Here is an 18,585-nt window from a genome sequence, read left to right on the forward strand (position 1 = left end):
GCCTGGTGAAAGTAAGTTTCACCCGTGGCGAAGAGTCCGAAGATTTCTGCGAGTCACGAGCCCGGTGGACTGATCGTCCACATCAGTGGGTTGCTGCCATCGCTGTCGCCCGCCGAGCAGCGGGTCGCCCGGCTGGTCGTCTCCGACCCGGCGGCCGCCGCCCGGCGGACAATCACCGACCTCGCCACCGCAGCCGAGACGTCGGAGGCGACCGTCATCCGGTTCTGCCGTTCGGTGGGCATGGACGGTTACCCCCAGCTGCGCATCCGCCTCGCCGCCGAGGCCGCCCGGCGGATCGAGCCACCGGACGCCCGCGTGGTCGGCGGTGACATCCCGCCCGGCGCCGACCTCGCCCAGATCATCGCCACCATCGCGTTCAACGACGCCCGCGCCGTCGAGGAGACCGCCGAGCAACTCGACCCTGCCGTCTGCGAGCAGGTGGTCGAGGCGATCAGCGGCGCCGGTCGGATCGACATCTACGGCGCCGGCGCCAGCGGCTTCGTCGCCTCGGACTTCCAGCAGAAGCTGCACCGCATCGGGCGGATCGCCTTCTACTTCCCGGACGTGCACACCGCGCTGACCTCGGCCGCCCTCCTGGGCCGGGGCGACGTGGCGATCGGCATCTCGCACACCGGCACCACCTCCGACGTGATCGAGGTGCTGGAGCAGGCCCGCACGCGCGGTGCCGCGACAGTGGCCCTGACCAACTTCCCGCGCTCGCCGATCGCCGACGTGGCGGACTTCGTGTTGACCACGGCGGCCCGGGAGACCACCTACCGCTCCGGCGCGACGGCCAGCCGACTGGCCCAGCTCACCGTGGTCGACTGCCTCTTCGTCGGGGTGGCCGCCCGCAACCGTGCCCGGGCCCGCAAGGCCCTGGAGGCGACCGCCGAGGCGGTCCAGTCGCACCGGGTGGGTGCCAACCGGAGGCGGGCATGACGGCCGGTGCGGAGATGCCCGCACCGCCCGCTCGCCCGACGGTCCGGGTGGGTGCTCCGACCGAACGGCGTAACCCGCTCAGCGTCGACCTGGACCTGATGTCGACCCGGGACGTGCTCACCGTGATCAACGACGCGGACCGGCGGGTGCCCGCCGCTGTCGCCGCGGTGCTCGACGAGATCGCCACCACCGTCGACCTGGCGGTCGAGGCGCTTCGCGGCGGTCACCGGGTGCACTACTTCGGTGCCGGCACCTCCGGCCGACTGGGCGTGATCGACGCGGCCGAGCTGGCCCCCACCTTCAACTCGCCCCGGCACTGGTTCTGCGCACACCTCGCGGGCGGCCCGGACGCCATGTGGCGGGCCGTGGAGGACGCCGAGGACGATGACCGGGGCGGCGCGGTCGAAGCGGCCAGTTGTGTCCGCGCCGGGGACCTGGTGGTTGGTCTGGCGGCCAGCGGACGCACCCCGTACGTCCTCGGGGCGCTCGCCGCAGCCGGCGCCATCGACGCCTCCACGGTGCTGCTCTGCGCCAATCCGGAGGCGGAGGCTGCCCGGTCGGTCGACGTGTTCATCGGGGTGGACACCGGACCCGAGGTGGTCACCGGGTCGACCCGGATGAAGGCGGGCACCGCGCAGAAGTTGGTGCTCAACACGTTCTCGACCGCCGTCATGGTGCGCCTGGGGCGGGTCTACTCGAACCTCATGATCGACATGGTGGCCACCAACGCGAAACTCCGCGGACGAATGATCTCAATTCTGGTCGAGGCCACCGGCTGCTCGGAGGAGATCTCCCGGCGGGCCCTCACCGAGGCCGACGGTGACCTGAAGACGGCGCTCGTCTCCCTCGTGTCCGGCGCCGAGATCGACGCCGCCCGGGCCGCGTTGGCCCGCTCGGCGGACCAGGTGCGCGGCGCTCTCGCCCTGCTCGCCTCCTAGCGCCGCCCACCCCCGGGAAGCGAACGGGGCTTCGGATTGTTCATCTGGCCCGGGGGTAATAACACCCCCGTGGATGAACCGACCGGTTCACCGGTGCGTATCTGGCAGTGAGCAGGATCGCATCGTGGTGGTGACCCGGGTCGCTGTCCCCCGCGGCGGGCGGTGTTGCCATGGTGCGGTAACCCGTACGTGGTGCCCAATGGTGAGCCCACCCGATGGGGTGCTGACAGCAAACATGGACCGTGCTCTCAGCTACTACTCAGGCATTCGTGACACTTTCGACTCACGGCGAGGAATCCCCGACACGTCTCATCTGTTGTGTAGGTGTCAGCACCGATGGGCACAGCAGAAGTTACCAGGGGCTGACAGGCGTGGGAAATGGCAAGGAACCGGGCAACCGGCGCGAGCGAGGGGACCGTGGGCAACGTGGACAAGAACATCGGCATGCGAACCGACGAGGTTGCCGAGGAGCGCGACCTGGTCGGCGTCTACCTGCACGAGATCTCCCGGACGCCACTGCTGGACGCCGCCAAGGAGGTCGATCTCTCCAAGGCGATCGAGGCCGGCCTCTACGCCGAGCACCTGCTCGGTGAGGAAGCCGTTCCCGCCGGTGTCGACCGGGCCGACCTGGAGTGGCTGGTCGTCGAGGGGGAGCGGGCGAAGGACCTCTTCATCCGCGCCAACCTCCGGCTGGTCGTGTCGATCGCCCGGCGCTACGTACGCTCCGGGATGCCCATGCTGGACCTGATCCAGGAGGGCAACACCGGCCTCGTCCGGGCGGTCGAGAAGTTCGACTACGAGCGTGGATACAAGTTCTCCACCTACGCCACCTGGTGGATTCGGCAGGCGATCAGCCGGGCGATCGCCCAGCAGGAGCGCACCGTCCGACTCCCGGTGCACCTGGTGGAGGACGTCAACCGGATGCGCAACGTGGCGCGGCAGCTGACCCGCGAGTTGGGCAGCGACCCGGAGCCGGAGCAGATCGCCGCCTCCCTCGGCGTCACCGTCGAGCGGGTGAACGAGTTGCGCCGCTGGTCGCAGGACACCGTTTCGTTGGACACCCCGGTGGGTGACGACGGTGACACGAACCTCGGCGACCTGGTCGCCGACAGTGACGCGCCGTCGCCCGAGGACATCGTGCTCAGCGGCCTGGAGCGGCAGCGCATCGAGGGGCTGCTCAACCACCTCGACGACCGGTCCGCCGGCATCATGCGGGCCCGCTACGGGCTGGAGGACGGCCGGGAGCACTCGCTCACCGAGGTCGCGTCCCGGTTCTCGCTGTCCCGCGAGCGGATCCGGCAGTTGGAGATCCAGGCCCTCGGCCGGCTCCGTGAGCTGGCCCGGGCAGAGGGGCTGCAGGCAGCCTGACCTGGTAGTAATGACGGCGAACGGCCGGCGTCCGATAGGGGGACGCCGGCCGTTCGCCGTTTGCCGAGCGTGGTCAGCGAACCCGACCGTAGCCCTGGATGGGCATCATGTTCATGCCGCGCTTGAGCACGTTGCGACCGGCGCTGGGCGCGTCGATCACCTGGCCGCCGCCCACGTAGAGGGCGACGTGCCCGAGCCCGCTGTAGAAGACCAGGTCGCCGGGGCTCAGGTCGCTTCGCCCGATGTGGGTGACCGCGCTCCACTGCATCCGGGTGTTGTGCGGCAGGGACTTCCCGGCCGCCCGCCAGGCCGCCGAGGTCAGCCCGGAACAGTCGTACCCGTTCGGCCCGTCGCCTGCCCACACGTACGGCTTGCCGATCGCGCCGAACGCGTAGCGCACCGCTGTGCCGGCGGCACCGGACACGGCGGGCACGTTCTTCGCCTCGTTCTTCGCCGCCGTGGGCTCGGGTCGCTCGGTGGCGGCCCCGTACGCCTGCCGGCGCAGCTCGTACAGCCTGGCCAGGTCCTGCTCGATCTGCTTCTTACCCGCGGCGAGCTGGCGAGCCTGCGCGGCCTGCCGGGCCAGCGTGGCGTCCAGGCTGGCCTTCTCGTCGAGCAGTCGCTGCTGACTGGCGGTGAAGCCGGAGATGCTCGCCTGCCGTTGGCGGGTCAACTGTTCGACGGTGCCGAGCCGGTCCAGCAGCGTGGCCGAACCCCCGGGACGCAGCAGCGCGTCAGCGGTGCGCAGGCTGCCGCTCTTGTACGCGGTGGAGGCGATCTTGGCGACGTCGGCCCGGCTCTGCTCGACCTGCTGTTCGAGCGGGCCGATGCGGGCCTGTAATCGGGCCACTGCGGCCTCGTTCGTCTTGATCTCCTCACGCAGCTTGTTGTACGACTCGACGACCCGCTCCAGCTCCGCCGAGGACGTCTCGATCCGGCGGGTCAGCTCGGCGGGGGACGGCTCGGCCTGGGCCACCGCCGTCGGGGCGATCAGCGCGGCGGACATGCCGACCAGCGCCACGGTGCGCAGCAGATTTCTCAGGGATGACAAGAGCGAAAGGCCCCTCTCCCACGGCCGCCGGGGCTGCTGATGCCCGCGACGACACCGGCCGGGGCCATCCGGGCGGACGGCACTGGGCCGGACCGGCTCGCCCAACCTAACCCGGGACGGATGTCACTCGCAGTTGAAGCAGTGGCGAAAGTTGGCGGAGTTGCCGGTCGTGGCCGGTGTGTTGGGTGGCGTCATCGTGGCTGATGACGACTCAGAAGGGGCAGATATAGCCCTTTCCGAGGGCCACTGACGGATATGCGACTTTCGTCGTTCCCGGCGCATGCCGCCGGTTTCCTGGTCGCCATAACCGATATAACCCGAAATGGATGCTGTTTCTCGGCGATGTCACCCGTCGGGGCGAGCTGTCGGGAGCCCGCAAATGCCCAGGTCGACTGGCAATGCCGAAACACAATGAAGTCCGGAGCCGGGAATCCCGTCGGCAGGTGGCGATGACTGTCACCGGCGGTCCACCCGGCCCACCGTCCCCTGCGGGAGGAACCGTGAATCGTGAAGGCGCAAAGACGCGACCGCCGCGAACGGTGCCGGGCGCCCGGTCGACCCTGCTGTACGCACGGCCCGGCATCATCGTGACCGTCGACCGGTTCACCGTCGGTCGCAACAGCTACCGGGTCGCCGACCTGACCCATCTGCGTACCACCCGAGGCCCGCACGACCGGATCGCCGTCCGTGCCGTCGTCCTCACCGCCAGCATGCTCGGCGGGGTGGGGGTGCTCCTCGGCTTCACCGGCGGTCTGCAACGTCTCACCGCCGAGGCGTACCTGATCCTCGGTGCGGTGTTCCTGCTCCCGGCCGCGCTCGCAGTGGTCGGTGACCGCTGGCGGCCGCCGCCCCACGAGCTGTGGGGGTGGTACCGGGGGACGGAGGTGCTGCTGTTCAGCGCCGACGACGAACGGCAGTTCGGCCAGGTCACCCGGTCGCTGCTGCGGGCCCGGGAGGTCAACCGCTACGGCGGCTGGGTCGATCCGCTCGCCGCGGCGGACCCGTGGCGGCCCAGCCGCTGACGCGCCCCGATCCGCCCAGATGATCCTCCGCCGGCTGACCAGTCTGGGCGGTGCGGACCCTTACGCCCCAGCAGGCCGTGTTTCGGCGCTTGACGCATCAGGCGTGAACTCACTGATCTTGAATATTGAAAACTGAAGATCCCCTCAGTATGTTGAGCGCGCCGCAGCGGCGGATCGATCAACACGGGGGCTGTTCATGGTCGTTCATGGTGGGCGTCGCACGCCCTTTTGGGGCATTCGTCGTCGTGGTTCCGCTCTGTTGGTCATGGCGCTCCTGCCGGCCTCGGTGCTCGTCCCACCTGCGGCTCCGGCCCGCGCGGCCGCGCCCACGCCCGCCGCTGCCTGCGTCGACGTCCAACCGGACGCCAAGAGCGCACGCGCGATGCTCGCCACCTGCGACCGGCAGGTGGAGATCCTGTCGGAGCGCACCGAATACGCGCAGACATTCCTCAACCCCGACGGATCGCTCACCCTGGAGCAGAGCATCGAGCCCGTACGGGTGCGCAAGGGCGACTCGTGGGTGCCGGTGGACACCGCCCTCAAGGCGACCCCGGAGGGGCTCACCCCCAGGGCGTCGGTGCTCCCGATGGTCTTCTCCCCAGGGGGCGAGAACGCACCGCTGGCTCGCCTGCGTGACGGTGCGCGCGAGTTGACGATGTCCTGGCCCGGTCGACTGCCCGCGCCGGTGCTCGACGGTTCCACCGCCGTCTACCGCAACGTGCTGCCCGAGGTCGACCTGCGCGTGACGGCCGGCGCTCTCGGCTTCTCCGAGGTGTTGGTGGTGCACACCCGCAAGGCGGCGGCCAACCCGAAGCTCCGGTCCCTGCGCTTCGGCCTGGCCGGCAAGGGGGTGACTGTCAGTCCGGCGGCCGGCGGTGGTCTGGCGGCCCGCGACGGGAGCGGCCGGGACGTCTTCAGTGCGCCCGCCCCGCTGATGTGGGACGCCACCGTCGCCGGCGCGGAGCCGGACCTCGCCGGCCAGGGCGCCCGATCGAGCGACGCACCCGCCGGCACCGCCGGGGTGACCCGGCGCGCGGTGATGCCGGTGACGGTCGGCCGCGACTCCCTGACCATCGTGCCGGACCGGGCGATGCTGGACGACCCGCGCACCAAGCTGCCCATCTACATCGACCCGTCGTGGACCGGGGGGATTGCCAGCAACGCCTGGACGTCGGTGTGGAGCAAGCACAAGTCCAGCTCGTTCTGGCAGAACACCACCGCCCTTCAGCGGGCGTCGACCTACGGCGCCGCCGGAGCGGGTCGGACCGAGGACTGCGACGGCTGCGCGGACCACATCATCCGATCCCTGTTCCGGATGAACACCAGCGCGGTCAAGGGCAAGATCATTAGCAAGGCGCAGTTCAGGATCGAGCAGCTCCACTCCTGGACCTGCAACCCGAAGTCCAACGCGAAGCTCTGGCTCACCGGGAAGATCTCATCCTCCACGACCTGGAACAACCAGCCGAGCTGGGACAGCAGCTACACCGCTCAGACGGCGGCCAACCGCAAGCTTGGCGGCGCACACGGCTGTCTGGGCAGCGGGACGATCGAGTTCGACGTCACCCGCATGGTCGACCGGGCGGCAAAGAGCGGCTGGGCGGACCTGACAGTCGGGCTGCGGGCGGTCGACGAGGGCACCAAGAACCAGTGGAAGCGGTTCAAGCACTCGACGCCGAAGCTGGCGATCACCTACAACACCAAGCCCAGCCCGCCGTCGGGACACAAGTCGGACGGTAAGCCGTGCGCCGTCGGCAGCTCCCGACCGTACGTGTTGAGCGCCACCCCGTACCTGTCCGTCAAGCAGGCCGACCCGGACAGCTCGCAGCAGTCCCTGACGACGTGGTTCTACTGGTGGCCGCTCGGCGGCTCGCGCAACGAGACCAACAAGATCTCCCAGGCGTCGGGCAACCCGTCCGCGGTGTCGAAGCAGATCCCGTCCGGCAGGTTGGTGGACGGCACCACCTACGTGTGGCAGGCGATCACGTCGGACGGCTCGGTCAACAGCGACTGGTCCGGCACCTGCGAGTTCACAGTGGACGCCACACCGCCGAAGGAACCCGGGGGCCTCAGCTCCACCACCTACAGCAACGACGGTACGCCGCGCGGCGGGGTCGGCGTGACGGGCGTGTTCACCGTGGCGCCGCCGACGCAGCGCGCGTACGAGGTGAAGGAGTACGCCTGGACCCTCGACTCGGGCGTGCTCACCGATGCGGTGAACGTGCCGGCCCAGTCGAATTTCGGTGCCTCGATCAGCGTCATTCCGTTGCACGACGGGGTGAACACCCTGCGCGTCTGGTCCCGGGACCACTCCGGTCGGTACTCGCTCGTCCCGGCGACCTACACGTTCAGCGTGCGGGCCGGGTCCGGTCCGGCCGCCCGTTGGACATTCGACGAGACCGGGAACACGGCTGTCGACGCCACCGGCCACGGCAACACTCTCACCCTGACGCCGTCGGGAACCCGGACGCCGGGTCGGGCCGGTGTCGGCACCGCGCTCAGCCTCAACGGCAGCACGACGGGTTCACTGACCGGAACGGTGATGACCCCGAACCCGGACACCGGCGCGGCCACCCCGGTCCGTACCGACGGAAGTTTCACCGTGGCTGCCTGGGTTCGGCTGCCGACCGTGCCGACCAGCGGCTACCAGGCCGTGCTCAGTGCCAACGGCACCCAGTCGCACGCCTACAGTCTGGGCTACTCCGGCGCGAGCCAGCGGTGGCGGTTCACCATGTCCGCCTCGGACACCATCAACACCACGCTGTACCACGTGCTGTCCAACTCGGCGGCCACCGCCGGCAAGTGGACTCACATCGCGGCGACCTACGACGGTGCCACGAAGAAGATGACTCTCTACGTGAACGGGGTGGCTCAGACCGCGACGACGACGCTGGTCGGCGGCTTCCACGCGACCGGCTCGATAACAGTCGGCAAGCGCAGGTGGGACGGCGCCGACGACGGGCTCTTCTCCGGTGCCGTCGATGACATCCGGGTCTACAACCTCGTCGAGACCGCGGCCAAGCTCGCCGCGTTGGCAGTGCCCCTGCAGCCGGCGGTCTCCTTCCCCAACGGCGCCGAGGTGACCGCCGGAGGGCAGCTCCGAGTCACCTTCAACGCCGGCGGCGACACCAACATCACGAAGTTCCGGTACAGCGTGGGCGACACCGCGCTGGGCAGCACGGCGAACGCGACAGCTGCCGGTGGGACCGCCACCGTCGACGTCGGCGTTGGTACCGTCACGGGAGAACGCCTGATCTACGTGGCGGCCCAGGACGACGGTGGCCGAACCGGCGCAATGACCCAGGCGTCGTTCACCGTCAAGGTGACGGCATTCGTCTACGGCACCGTCTACGACGACAACTGGCTGCCGCTGGCCGGTGCCACGGTGCGACTGGAACCAGGTGGCCCGCAGACGACCACCGGCCCCGAAGGGGCGTTCAACCTCGGCAACTTCGCGCCCGGGGCCTACACCCTCGTCGGGTCCTTCGGCGGCCGTTGCGGGCTGACCGGCACCAGCGGCCCGTGGGAGATCGACGGCCAGGGGCTCGGTGTCGACATCTTCATGCAGCGGTATCGCGACGACGAGGGGCACACCTGCGCCACCTCGGCGAAGCAGTTCATCGCCGCCGACACCGCGCTCGCGCTGACCGGTGACGACGCGGTCGGCGAGGTGGCTCTGCCCTTCGCGTTCCCGTTCTACGGCCACGCGTACCGCAGCGCCTGGGTGGACACCAACGGTCTCGTCTCCTTCACCGACCCGGGTGGATCCCACCCGTACACCGGTGGCGCGCTGCCCGCCCCGGCCGATCCGAACGGCCTGCTCGCCCCGTTCTGGGACGACCTGGTTGTCGACGCCTCGGCGAGCGTGCGTACGGGGACGGTGGGAACCGGCGCCGACGAACAGTTCGTCATCGAATGGCGAAACGTGCATCGCAAGTCGTCGACCGCGCAGCGGCTCTCCTTCCAGGTCCTGCTGGCCGCCGACGGCACCGTCACCACCAACTACGACCAGCTCGACAACGACGCTGAGCGTGGGGCCAACGCGGTGGTGGGGATGGAGGCACCCGGCGGCGACGACGGTCTGGTGTATTCGGCGGCGACTCCGGCACTGGCCACCGGTCAGGCGATCACCTTCGCGGTTCCGGTGACGGCCGAGCCGTTGGAGAAGCACGATCTCTCCGGCACCCTCGTCGACCCGGCGGGCAACCCGGTGGTCGGCGCGACCGTCACCCTCGACCCGACCGGTCTGGCCACCACCACCGGCGCCGGCGGGGCCTGGAGCTTCGCCGACGTGGTCGCCGACAGTTACACCATCTCGTCGTCGCAACACAACAGGTGTGGCCCGTCCGCGGAGAGCCAGGTCGACCTGACCGAGGACACGGTGCGGGCGCTGCAACTCGCCGTCGACTACGGCAGCCTCGGCTACAGCTGCGTCGTCGGCGCGTCCGGCTATGTCACCGCTGACACGCCGCTGACCCTGACCAACGGCACCGCGCAGGTGAACCTGCCGTTCCCCTTCACACTGCACGGCAAGACCTACACCACGGGCTGGGTGGACACGAACGGACTGATCAGCTTCGACGCCGCTCCGATCACGGTCATCAACCCCGACATGCCGCGGGTCGACGCGCCGAACTCCGTCATCGCCCCGTTCTGGGACGACCAGCTCGGTATCGGATCCGGCAGCGTGATCCGTACCAAGACCATCGGCACCGCGCCGAACCGCACCTACGTGGTCGAGTGGTCCAACATGTCGCTGCAGACGTTCACCGCGAGCTACAACGTCAGCTTCGAGGCGACGCTGCACGAGGACGGACGGATCGGCTTCCACTACGGCACTCTCACCAACATCGTCCAGAAGGGCTCGAGCGCCACCATCGGCATCGAGAGCGCCTCCGGCTCGGTCGCGGAGGTCTACTCCTTCATGGAGCCGGCGGCCGTCAGCAACGGGTCCATCACCTTCACCCCGGCGCCGCCGGGTTCGATCAGCGGCACCCTGACGACGGCCGGAACGGGGGAGCCGATCGCCGGCGCCACCGTCACCCTCGACCCGGGCGGGCGCACGACGGTCACCGCGGCCGACGGTGGTTACCAGTTCGCCAACGTGCCCATCGGCGAGCAGGTGGTGGCCGCGGTCGGCACCGACAACCGGTGCGTCGGGCAGTACGCCCGTCAGTTCGTCAACCATCCCGGTGGTGGCACCCAGGACCTCGATCTCTCGGTGATGTCCAACGGTGACGAGTTCGGCTACTCCTGCACCACCGGACCGGTCACCTTCATCCCGGGCGACGTGGTGGAGACGTGGCGCGGTGACGACAAGGTCTGGCAGAAGACCGCGCCCTTCCCGATCGCCCTCTACGGGGAGACGCACACCTCCGCCTGGATCAGCGCCAACGGCCTGATCAGTTTCAGCAGCCTCGACGGCATCGACACCGACAAGCCGATGCCAACCCCCCTGCCGTACGACGAGCCGGGCGGGACGATCGACAACGCCGTGTACGCGTTCTACGACGACTGGGGAGTCGACGCATCCAGCGCGATCGCCACGAAGGTCAGCGGCACGGCCCCCAACCGGCAGTGGGTGGTCGAATGGCGCAACGTGTACCGCTCCGGCAACAAGGCGTACCGCGCGTCGTTCGAGGTCATCTTCAACGAGAACGGTGACATCTCGCTGGCCTACGCGGACATCGACCCCGCTGACGCCCGGGAGCGCGGCGGTCAGGCGACCATCGGCATCGAGAACGCCGCCGGCAACACGGCCTTCCAGTACCTGCACCGGGAGGCCCGGCTCACCAGCGGCCAGGGCGTCACCTTCCGGCCCAGCCCACCCGGGCAGGGCACGGTGTCCGGCACGGTCAGCTGTCAGGGAACTCCGGTGGCCGGCGTGACAGTGGCGGTCGCCGGAAAGACCGCCGTCACCTCGGCGACGGGCAGCTACCAGGTCACGAGCGTCCCCAGCGGCTCGTACGCGGTGATCGCCACCAGCGCCACCGGTACCTGCAACGGTTCCTCGGTGCAGCACGCCACGGTGAGCGCCGGTGCCGATCGGGTCGTCAACTTCCCGACGGCGGCGACTCCGGCCGGCGCCGGCTACACCATCGCCGAACAACCGATCACCTACACCCCCGCGGACGGCACGGTCCTGTCCCTGAGCGGTGACGACCGGGACACCCGGGTCGACCTGCCCTTCCCCGTCACGCTGTACGGGCAGTCGGTCAGCTCGGCCTGGGTGGACACCAACGGGCTGGTCAGCTTCGCCAACCCGGAGGAGCCGTTCCCGTACCCCTATCCGATCCCGTCGGCGGGTAGCCCAGCAAGCGGCATCTACCCGTTCTGGCATGACTGGGTGGTCGACTCCTCGGCCAGCGTCCGGACCGCGCTGCGCGGTGCGGCACCCAACCGGCAGTTCGTCATCGAGTGGCGCAACGTGCACTCCTACGAGGACCCCAACAGTCGGGTCACCTTCCAGCTGATCTTCGACGAGGCAGGCGGATACAGCTTCGCGTACGCCGACCTCGACGGGACGTTCCTGGAGCGCGGTGGCGCGGCGACGATCGGCATCGAGGGTGCCGACGGCACAGCAGCTCTTCAGTACACACACCGGCAACCGGTACTCCGTGCCGGCCTTGGCCTACGGATCAACCCACCCGCTTCCTGACCACAGCCGGTTCCCGCAACTGCCGTAGCTCCTCGGACCCTTCCGGAGGTAACCCGGTGCAGTCGAGCCTGCCCACACACGGGCCCGTGTCGTCGTCCACAACCAGCCGAACCTGGGCATTCTTCGTGATGCTTCTGGTGGCGGCGCTAACTGCCACGACGTTGTTCGTCCCACCGGCTCGGGCAGCGGCACCGGAAACCTTCGCCGCCCCGAAGGCGGCGAAGGTCAAGGCGGTACCGGTGCGTAGCGCACCCGCCGGCAAGGCGCCGGCCACGGCGGCGGTGCCTGAGGCGTCCGCGCAACCGGCCCCCCGGTGGCCGTCGGCGGGCACCGCCGAGGTCGACCTGCCCGCGGCACCGGCGCAGGGCCGGATGGCCTCGCCAGCCCGAGCCGGCACGCTGCCGGTGCGGGTGAACCGTCCCGAGGCCACCGCGCGCGGTGCCAGCTCGGTGCCGAGCCGGGTCCGGGTCAGCGTGCTCGACCAGCGGGCCGCCGAGCAGGCCCGGATCCGCGGCGTCCTGATCCGGGTCGCCCGGGCCGACGGCGCCACCGGTCGGGGCACCGTCGAACTCGGCGTCGACTACCGGGCGTTCGCCACCGCGTACGGTGCCGACTGGGCGAGCAGACTTCGCCTGGTCTCCCTGCCCGCCTGTGCGCTCGGCAGCCCGGAGCGCCCGGAGTGCGCCGGCACAGTTCTGCCGACTCGCAACGACCTCGCCGCGCGGACAGCGACGGCCGCCGTGCCGGTCGAGCCTCGGCTGACCGAGAAGGGCGGCCTCGACCTGGCCGCGCAGGGAAGTCTGTTCGCCCTGACCGCAGGTCCCTCCGGTGCGGCCGGCGACTACGGTGCCACGAGTCTGTCCCCGTCGGCGACCTGGTCGGCAGGTAGCAGTTCCGGTGACTTCACCTGGTCGTACCCGATGCGCAACCCCCCGGGCCTGAACGGCCCGACGCCGGAGATGAAGCTGTCCTACTCCGCGCAGAGCGTCGACGGCCGGCACGCCGCCTCCAACAACCAGCCGTCCTGGGTGGGCGAGGGGTTCGAGTTCGTCCCCGGTGACTTCATCGAACGGCGCTACCGTTCCTGCGGTCAGGACATGGACGGCGACAGCAACAACAACGCCACCAAGACCGGTGACCTGTGCTGGGAGACCAACAACGCGACGCTGTCGTTGGGCGGCTCCGGCGGTGAGCTGATCTACAACGCCACCGACGGGTACTGGCACCCGCGCCGCGACGACGGCACCCGGGCCGAGCGCATCGTCGGTGGAACGTCGTACGGCAACGGTGACAACGACGGTGAGTACTGGAAGGTCACCACCACCAACGGCACCCAGTACTGGTTCGGTCGGCACAAGCTGGCCGGCTGGACCAGCGACAAGGCGGTGACCAACTCCACCTGGACGGTCCCGGTCTTCGGTAACGACCCCAACGAGCCCTGCCGGGGCTCCAGCTTCGCCGCCTCGGACTGCATGCAGGCGTGGCGGTGGAACCTCGACTACGTCGTCGATCCGCACGGCAACAGCATGTCGCTCTGGTACGCGAAGGAGTCCAACGGCTACGCCCGCAACAACAGCGCTGACGACGTCGCCTCCTACACCCGGGGCGGCTACCTGACCCGGATCGAGTACGGCACCGACAACCGCACCGAGGTCGGCGGTGTCCGCACCGATTCGCTCTACCGTGGCGTGGCCGCGCCGATGCGGGTGGAGTTCACCACGGCGGACCGCTGCCTGAACGACTGCTCCCAGCACGACGCCGCCCACTGGCCCGACACTCCCTGGGACCAGGAGTGCACCGGCGACTCCTGCCTGATCGGCGCGCCCACCTTCTGGTCGAAGAAGCGACTGTCGGCGGTGACCACCCAGGTCCGCGATGGCAGCGCCTACCGCAACGTGGAGCGATGGACGCTCACCCACACCTTCCCGGACCCCGGTGACGGCACCAGGGCGGGCCTGTTCCTGAAGAAGATCTCCCATCAGGGACTGGTCGGCACCACCACCTCAATACCGGACATCGAATTCACCGAGACGCAGCTCAGCAACCGGGTGGACACCATCGACCACTCGGCCGCGATGAACTGGATGCGTCTCGCGGCGATCCGCAGTGAGAGCGGTGGCACTGTGAACGTCACGTACTCCGATCCGGACTGCGTCATCGGATCCCGGATGCCCAGTGCCGCGCACAACAACACGTTGCGCTGCTACCCGGTCCGCTGGACACCGGAGGGGTACCCCAACCCGGTCACCGACTGGTTCCACAAGTACGTGGTGACCACCATCTACGAGATCGACCACACCGGTGGCGTACCACCGAACGGCAGCCCGCGAACCGCCTACAAGTACAGCTACCTCGGCGATCCGGCGTGGCACTACGCCGACGACGACGGACTGATCGGGAAGAAGGACAAGACCTGGTCGGTGTGGCGGGGCTACGAGAAGGTCGGTGTCACCGTCGGTGACCCGGGCGAGCAGACCTATGTCGAGACGAAGTACTTCCGCGGCATGCACGGCGACAAGCAGCCGTCCGGGACCCGCAACGTGCCGGTGACCGGAACGGGCGTGCCGACGGTGAACGACGAGGACGCCTACGCCGGCATGGAGCGGGAGAAGACCACGCACAACGGTCCCGGCGGCCCGGTGATCTCCCGGGAGGTCAGCGAGCCGTGGCAGTCCGCCGCCACCGCCTCCCGAACCATCAACGGCGACCTTGTCGAGGCACGATTCGTCGACGTCTCCGGGAAGCACAACCGGGTGACCCTGGACGCCGGACGCGGCGAGCGGGTCACCTCGCAGTACACCACCTTCGACGGCGACGGCCTGCCCACCCGGGTGGACGACCGGGGTGACACCGCCAAGACCGGCGACGAGCAGTGTGTGAAGACCGAGTACGCGAACAACACCACGAACTGGCTGATCGGTCAGCCGCACACCCGGTCCACCTACGCGGTCAGCTGCGCCGACGCCACCAACCCGACCACCCTCACCGCGGACAAGGTCATCTCGGTTGATCGGATCTCGTACGACGGCAACGCCCACGGAGTCGCGCCGACGCGGGGTGAGGTCAGCCGGAACGAGGAGATGTCGGCCTGGACCGCTGGCGTCCCGTCATTCGTGACGGTGTCCCGGGCGGCGTTCGACGCGTACGGCCGGGTCACCGAGACCTGGGACGCGATGGACTTCCGGTCCACCACCACCTACACCCCGGCGAGCGGTGGTCCGCTGACCAAGACGGTGGTGACCAACCCGCTCAGTCACACCACGACCAGCGAACAGGAGCCGGGGTGGGGGCTGGCCACCAGAATCACCGACGCGAACGGCAAGGTGACCCAACTCGCTTACGACGGACTCGGTCGTCTCACCGGCGTCTGGAAGCCGGGCCGGGACAAGGCGACGCAGTCGGCGAACACCAGCTACGAGTACCTGATCCGGGCCGATGCCCCGTCCGTGATCACGACCCGTGCGCTCAACCCCGCCGGTAACCAGGTCACCGCCTACGAGCTGTACGACGGGCTGTTGCGCAAACGACAGACCCAGGCGGCCTCGCCGTCTGGGGGGCGGCTGCTGACCGACACGTTCTACGACACCGCCGGCAGGGAGGCGACGTCGTACAGCGCCTACCACGCGTCGGGCACACCGGGCACCACCCTGGTCACCGCCACCGAGAAGGCGTTCGTGCCGAGTCAGATGCGCACCGAGTACGACGGCGCCGGCCGACCTACCGCATCGATCTTCCAGCCGTACGGTGTCGAGCGCTACCGCACCCGCACCTACTACGCCGGTGACCGCGTCGACGTCACCCCGCCGTCCGGCGGGACGGTCACCTCCAAGGTCGGCGACGCGTTGGGCCGCACCGTGGAGCTGCGGCAGTTCCACGGCGCCACGCCCACCGGCAGTTACGAGTCGACGTGGTACCGGTACGACGCCAAGGGTCAGTTGGACCGGGTGACCGACCCGGCCGGCAACCACTGGACGTTCGGGTACGACGCACGCGGTCGCCAGGTGAGTCGGAACGACCCGGACAAGGGCTCGACGACCATGACCTACGACAACGCCGACCGGGTCACCTCCAGCACCGACGCCCGCAGCAAGAAGCTCGTGCACGTCTACGACCCGCTGGGTCGTAAGCGGGCCACCTACGAGAACCAGGTCGGTGGGCCGCAGCGGGCGGCGTGGGTCTACGACACCCTCGCCAAGGGGCAGCTCTCCCAGAGCACGCGGATGGTCGGTTCCGCGCCGTACCAGGTGAAGATCACCGGTTACACGGACGCGTACCAACCCACCGGAACGCAAGTGATCATCCCCAGTTCGGAGACGGGGCTCGACGGCACCTACAACTTCGCCTACACCTACAACGTGGACGGCAGCGTCGCGTCCTCGGCCTACCCGCAGACCGGCGACCTTCCAATCGAGACGGTGTTCAACCACTACGACCCGGTCAACGGTCTGCCGAAGCAGATGACCACGCTCTACGGCGCGCAACCGCAGTCCAGCTACGTGGCGGACACGGACTACAACGCTCTCGGCAAGGTCGACCAGTACGAGATGTACACCGGCCTCTACTCGGAGACCGGGTCGCGGTTCTTCCGTTCCTTCTCCTACGAACTCGAGACCGGCCGGCTGACCGGTAGTCGCACTGATCGGGACTCGGTCGCGCCGCACACCATCACCGACGTCCGTTACAGCTACGACGAGGTCGGCAACATCAAGAAGATGTCCGACCTCGCCGCGGTCGGCGGGGCGGACAACCAGTGCTTCAGCCACGACTTCCGGGGGCAGTTGACTGAGGCGTGGACCCCGTCGAACGGCGACTGCGACGCGGCACCGACAGTGGCCACGCTGGGTGGCCCCGCGAAGTACTGGCTGAAGTGGGACATCGACCCGGCGGGGCGTCGCATGACGGAGATCGACCGTGCCGCGCCCTCCGGTGAGCGGACGACCAGCTACACGTACGGGTATCCGGCGGGCGGATCGTCGCTGCCGCACGCGCTGAACGGCACCAGCACCACTGTCAACGGTGTCGTCACCGAGACGGCCGCGTACACGTACGACGAGGCGGGCAACACCCTGACGCGGCCGACGCCGACCGCGGGAAAACAGACCCTGACCTGGGACCCGGAGGGGATGCTCGCCACCAGCACCGACAGCACCGGAACCACCAGCTACATCTACGACGCGGACGGCAACAGACTGATCCGCAAGGACCCGACCGGCAAGACGTTGTACCTCGCCGGCCAGGAGTTGCGGTACCGGAACTCCGACCAGAGCAAGACCTGCACCCGCTACTACACCTTCGCCGGCCAGGCGGTCGCCTCACGTACCACTGCCGGCCTGGTGTGGCTGGCGAGCGACCACCAGGGCACCGCCCAGGTCTCGGTGCGAGAGAGCGACCAGCAGGTCACCGTACGCCGGCAGACCCCCTACGGCACTCCGCGCGGCGGCCAACCGGCCTGGCCGAACAGCAAGGGTTTCGTGGGTGGGACGGTCGACAACACCGGCCTCGTCCACCTGGGCGCGCGCGAGTACGACCCGGTGATCGGCCGCTTCGTCAGCATCGACCCGGTGTTCAACGAGGACGCTCCGGAGCAGATGAACGGCTACGCCTATTCGGGCAACAGCCCCATCACCCACTCCGACCCGAGCGGACGGGAGCCCGGCGGCAGTTGGATGTACGTCGGCAGTGACCGGTGGACCAGCACCAAGGGTGGCTACCGCTACCACTTCCGTGCCGACTACTACCTGTTCTGCCGATATGGCGGGTCGCAGTGCCTGGGCGGGGTCGGCGGCACGGCGTACTGGATCCCGATGCAGTACGCCGGCCTGCCCGGCGTATGGCTGGTGGCCCGCGTGGTGGTGCACGTCTGGCGAGTGGCGCTCAACTTCTCCGGACCGGTGGCTGGCCCGGCCAGCAGCCCGAAACCCCGGGTGCAGATCCCGACGACGCCGGCCTGCCCGACAGTGCCGGTGCCGGCGAAGCCCGAGGGTGAGCTGGACGGCCCGACGTGCAAGTTCCGCGACTTCAAGTGCCTGTTCAGCGGCGGTGAGGGCGCCAAGAAGTGGTGGCGCGGTAACCGCGACTGGGTCACCGGCACCGTCGGAACGCTCGGCGTGGGTATCTGCATCGTCGCCACCGCCGGGGTCTGCGCGGTCGCCGGTGCCGTCGGCCTCGGGGTCGCCCTCGGCGGCCGGATGCTCGACGTCCAGTCCTCGAAGAGCGGTTGGACCCAGGACAACGTCGAACGGATGTTCACCGGTATGGCGATCGACTATGCCTCGTCCAAGATCCCAGGCGTGCGGCTGTTCAAGACAACCCGTTCCGGGGCGACAGTCCATGCTCCACGCAGCGCCCGCAACCCGACCCAGGACTACAGCCTGACCTGGCGGCAGCAGTTCAAACCGGGCGGCACCTGGGACGGCGGAGCGATGCTGGCGGGCGGAGGCCGCACTGCCGGACAACTCGGTTGGTGGGGGGTGTCGGCACCCGGCGGCATCGCACCCTGGCAACAGGACATTCCGTTCACCGATCCGCTGAAATGGTGAACCGCGGTCAGTAGCTGGCAACCGGTCGGGGTCGTGGCGGCCCCGACCGGGCTATCGTGAGTCCCTCGATGGG

7 protein-coding genes are annotated in these 18,585 nt (G+C 69.2%); 6 read left to right on the forward strand and 1 reads right to left on the reverse strand.

Annotation, left to right across the window (positions count from 1 at the left end; translation table 11 throughout):
* Window positions 1–24 precede the first annotated feature (24 nt).
* The 3 genes from KBX26_RS18640 (at window position 25) to KBX26_RS18650 (ending at window position 3,245) form a co-directional block, all read left to right on the forward strand.
* Window positions 25–939 carry a MurR/RpiR family transcriptional regulator gene (locus tag KBX26_RS18640; protein WP_030333314.1) on the forward strand — a complete coding sequence of 305 codons (915 nt, stop codon included), beginning with the start codon at window positions 25–27 and terminating at the stop codon, window positions 937–939.
* Window positions 936–1,877: an N-acetylmuramic acid 6-phosphate etherase gene (locus KBX26_RS18645; RefSeq protein ID WP_081883877.1), complete on the forward strand. Its 942-nt coding sequence runs from the start codon at window positions 936–938 to the stop codon at window positions 1,875–1,877. The genes KBX26_RS18640 and KBX26_RS18645 overlap by 4 nt, the downstream gene beginning before the upstream one ends.
* Window positions 1,878–2,255: 378 nt before the next feature.
* Window positions 2,256–3,245 (forward strand): RNA polymerase sigma factor RpoD/SigA, encoded by a 990-nt coding sequence (locus KBX26_RS18650; protein WP_030333318.1) that lies wholly within the window; start codon window positions 2,256–2,258, stop codon window positions 3,243–3,245.
* Window positions 3,246–3,318: 73 nt separating this feature from the next.
* On the opposite strand, the gene KBX26_RS18655 is transcribed toward KBX26_RS18650, so the two are convergent.
* Complete coding sequence (locus tag KBX26_RS18655; protein WP_030333320.1) at window positions 3,319–4,296, reverse strand: C40 family peptidase; 978 nt, start codon at window positions 4,294–4,296, stop codon at window positions 3,319–3,321.
* Window positions 4,297–4,796: 500 nt separating this feature from the next.
* Here KBX26_RS18655 and KBX26_RS18660 point away from each other — a divergent pair, with 500 nt between their 5' ends.
* The 3 genes from KBX26_RS18660 (at window position 4,797) to KBX26_RS18670 (ending at window position 18,512) form a co-directional block, all read left to right on the forward strand.
* On the forward strand, window positions 4,797–5,318 hold the full coding sequence (locus KBX26_RS18660; RefSeq protein WP_030333322.1) for a DUF6232 family protein: 522 nt from the start codon (window positions 4,797–4,799) through the stop codon (window positions 5,316–5,318).
* 265 nt (window positions 5,319–5,583) lie between these two features.
* Window positions 5,584–11,973: a carboxypeptidase regulatory-like domain-containing protein gene (locus tag KBX26_RS18665; RefSeq protein WP_247680807.1), complete on the forward strand. Its 6,390-nt coding sequence runs from the start codon at window positions 5,584–5,586 to the stop codon at window positions 11,971–11,973.
* Between the two features lie 128 nt (window positions 11,974–12,101).
* Window positions 12,102–18,512, forward strand: coding sequence for an RHS repeat-associated core domain-containing protein (locus KBX26_RS18670; RefSeq protein ID WP_247680812.1), 6,411 nt, complete (start codon window positions 12,102–12,104; stop codon window positions 18,510–18,512).
* Window positions 18,513–18,585: the final 73 nt, after the last annotated feature.

The sequence above is a fragment of the Micromonospora sp. C97 genome, assembly GCF_018070385.1.
Classification (GTDB): domain Bacteria; phylum Actinomycetota; class Actinomycetes; order Mycobacteriales; family Micromonosporaceae; genus Micromonospora; species Micromonospora parva.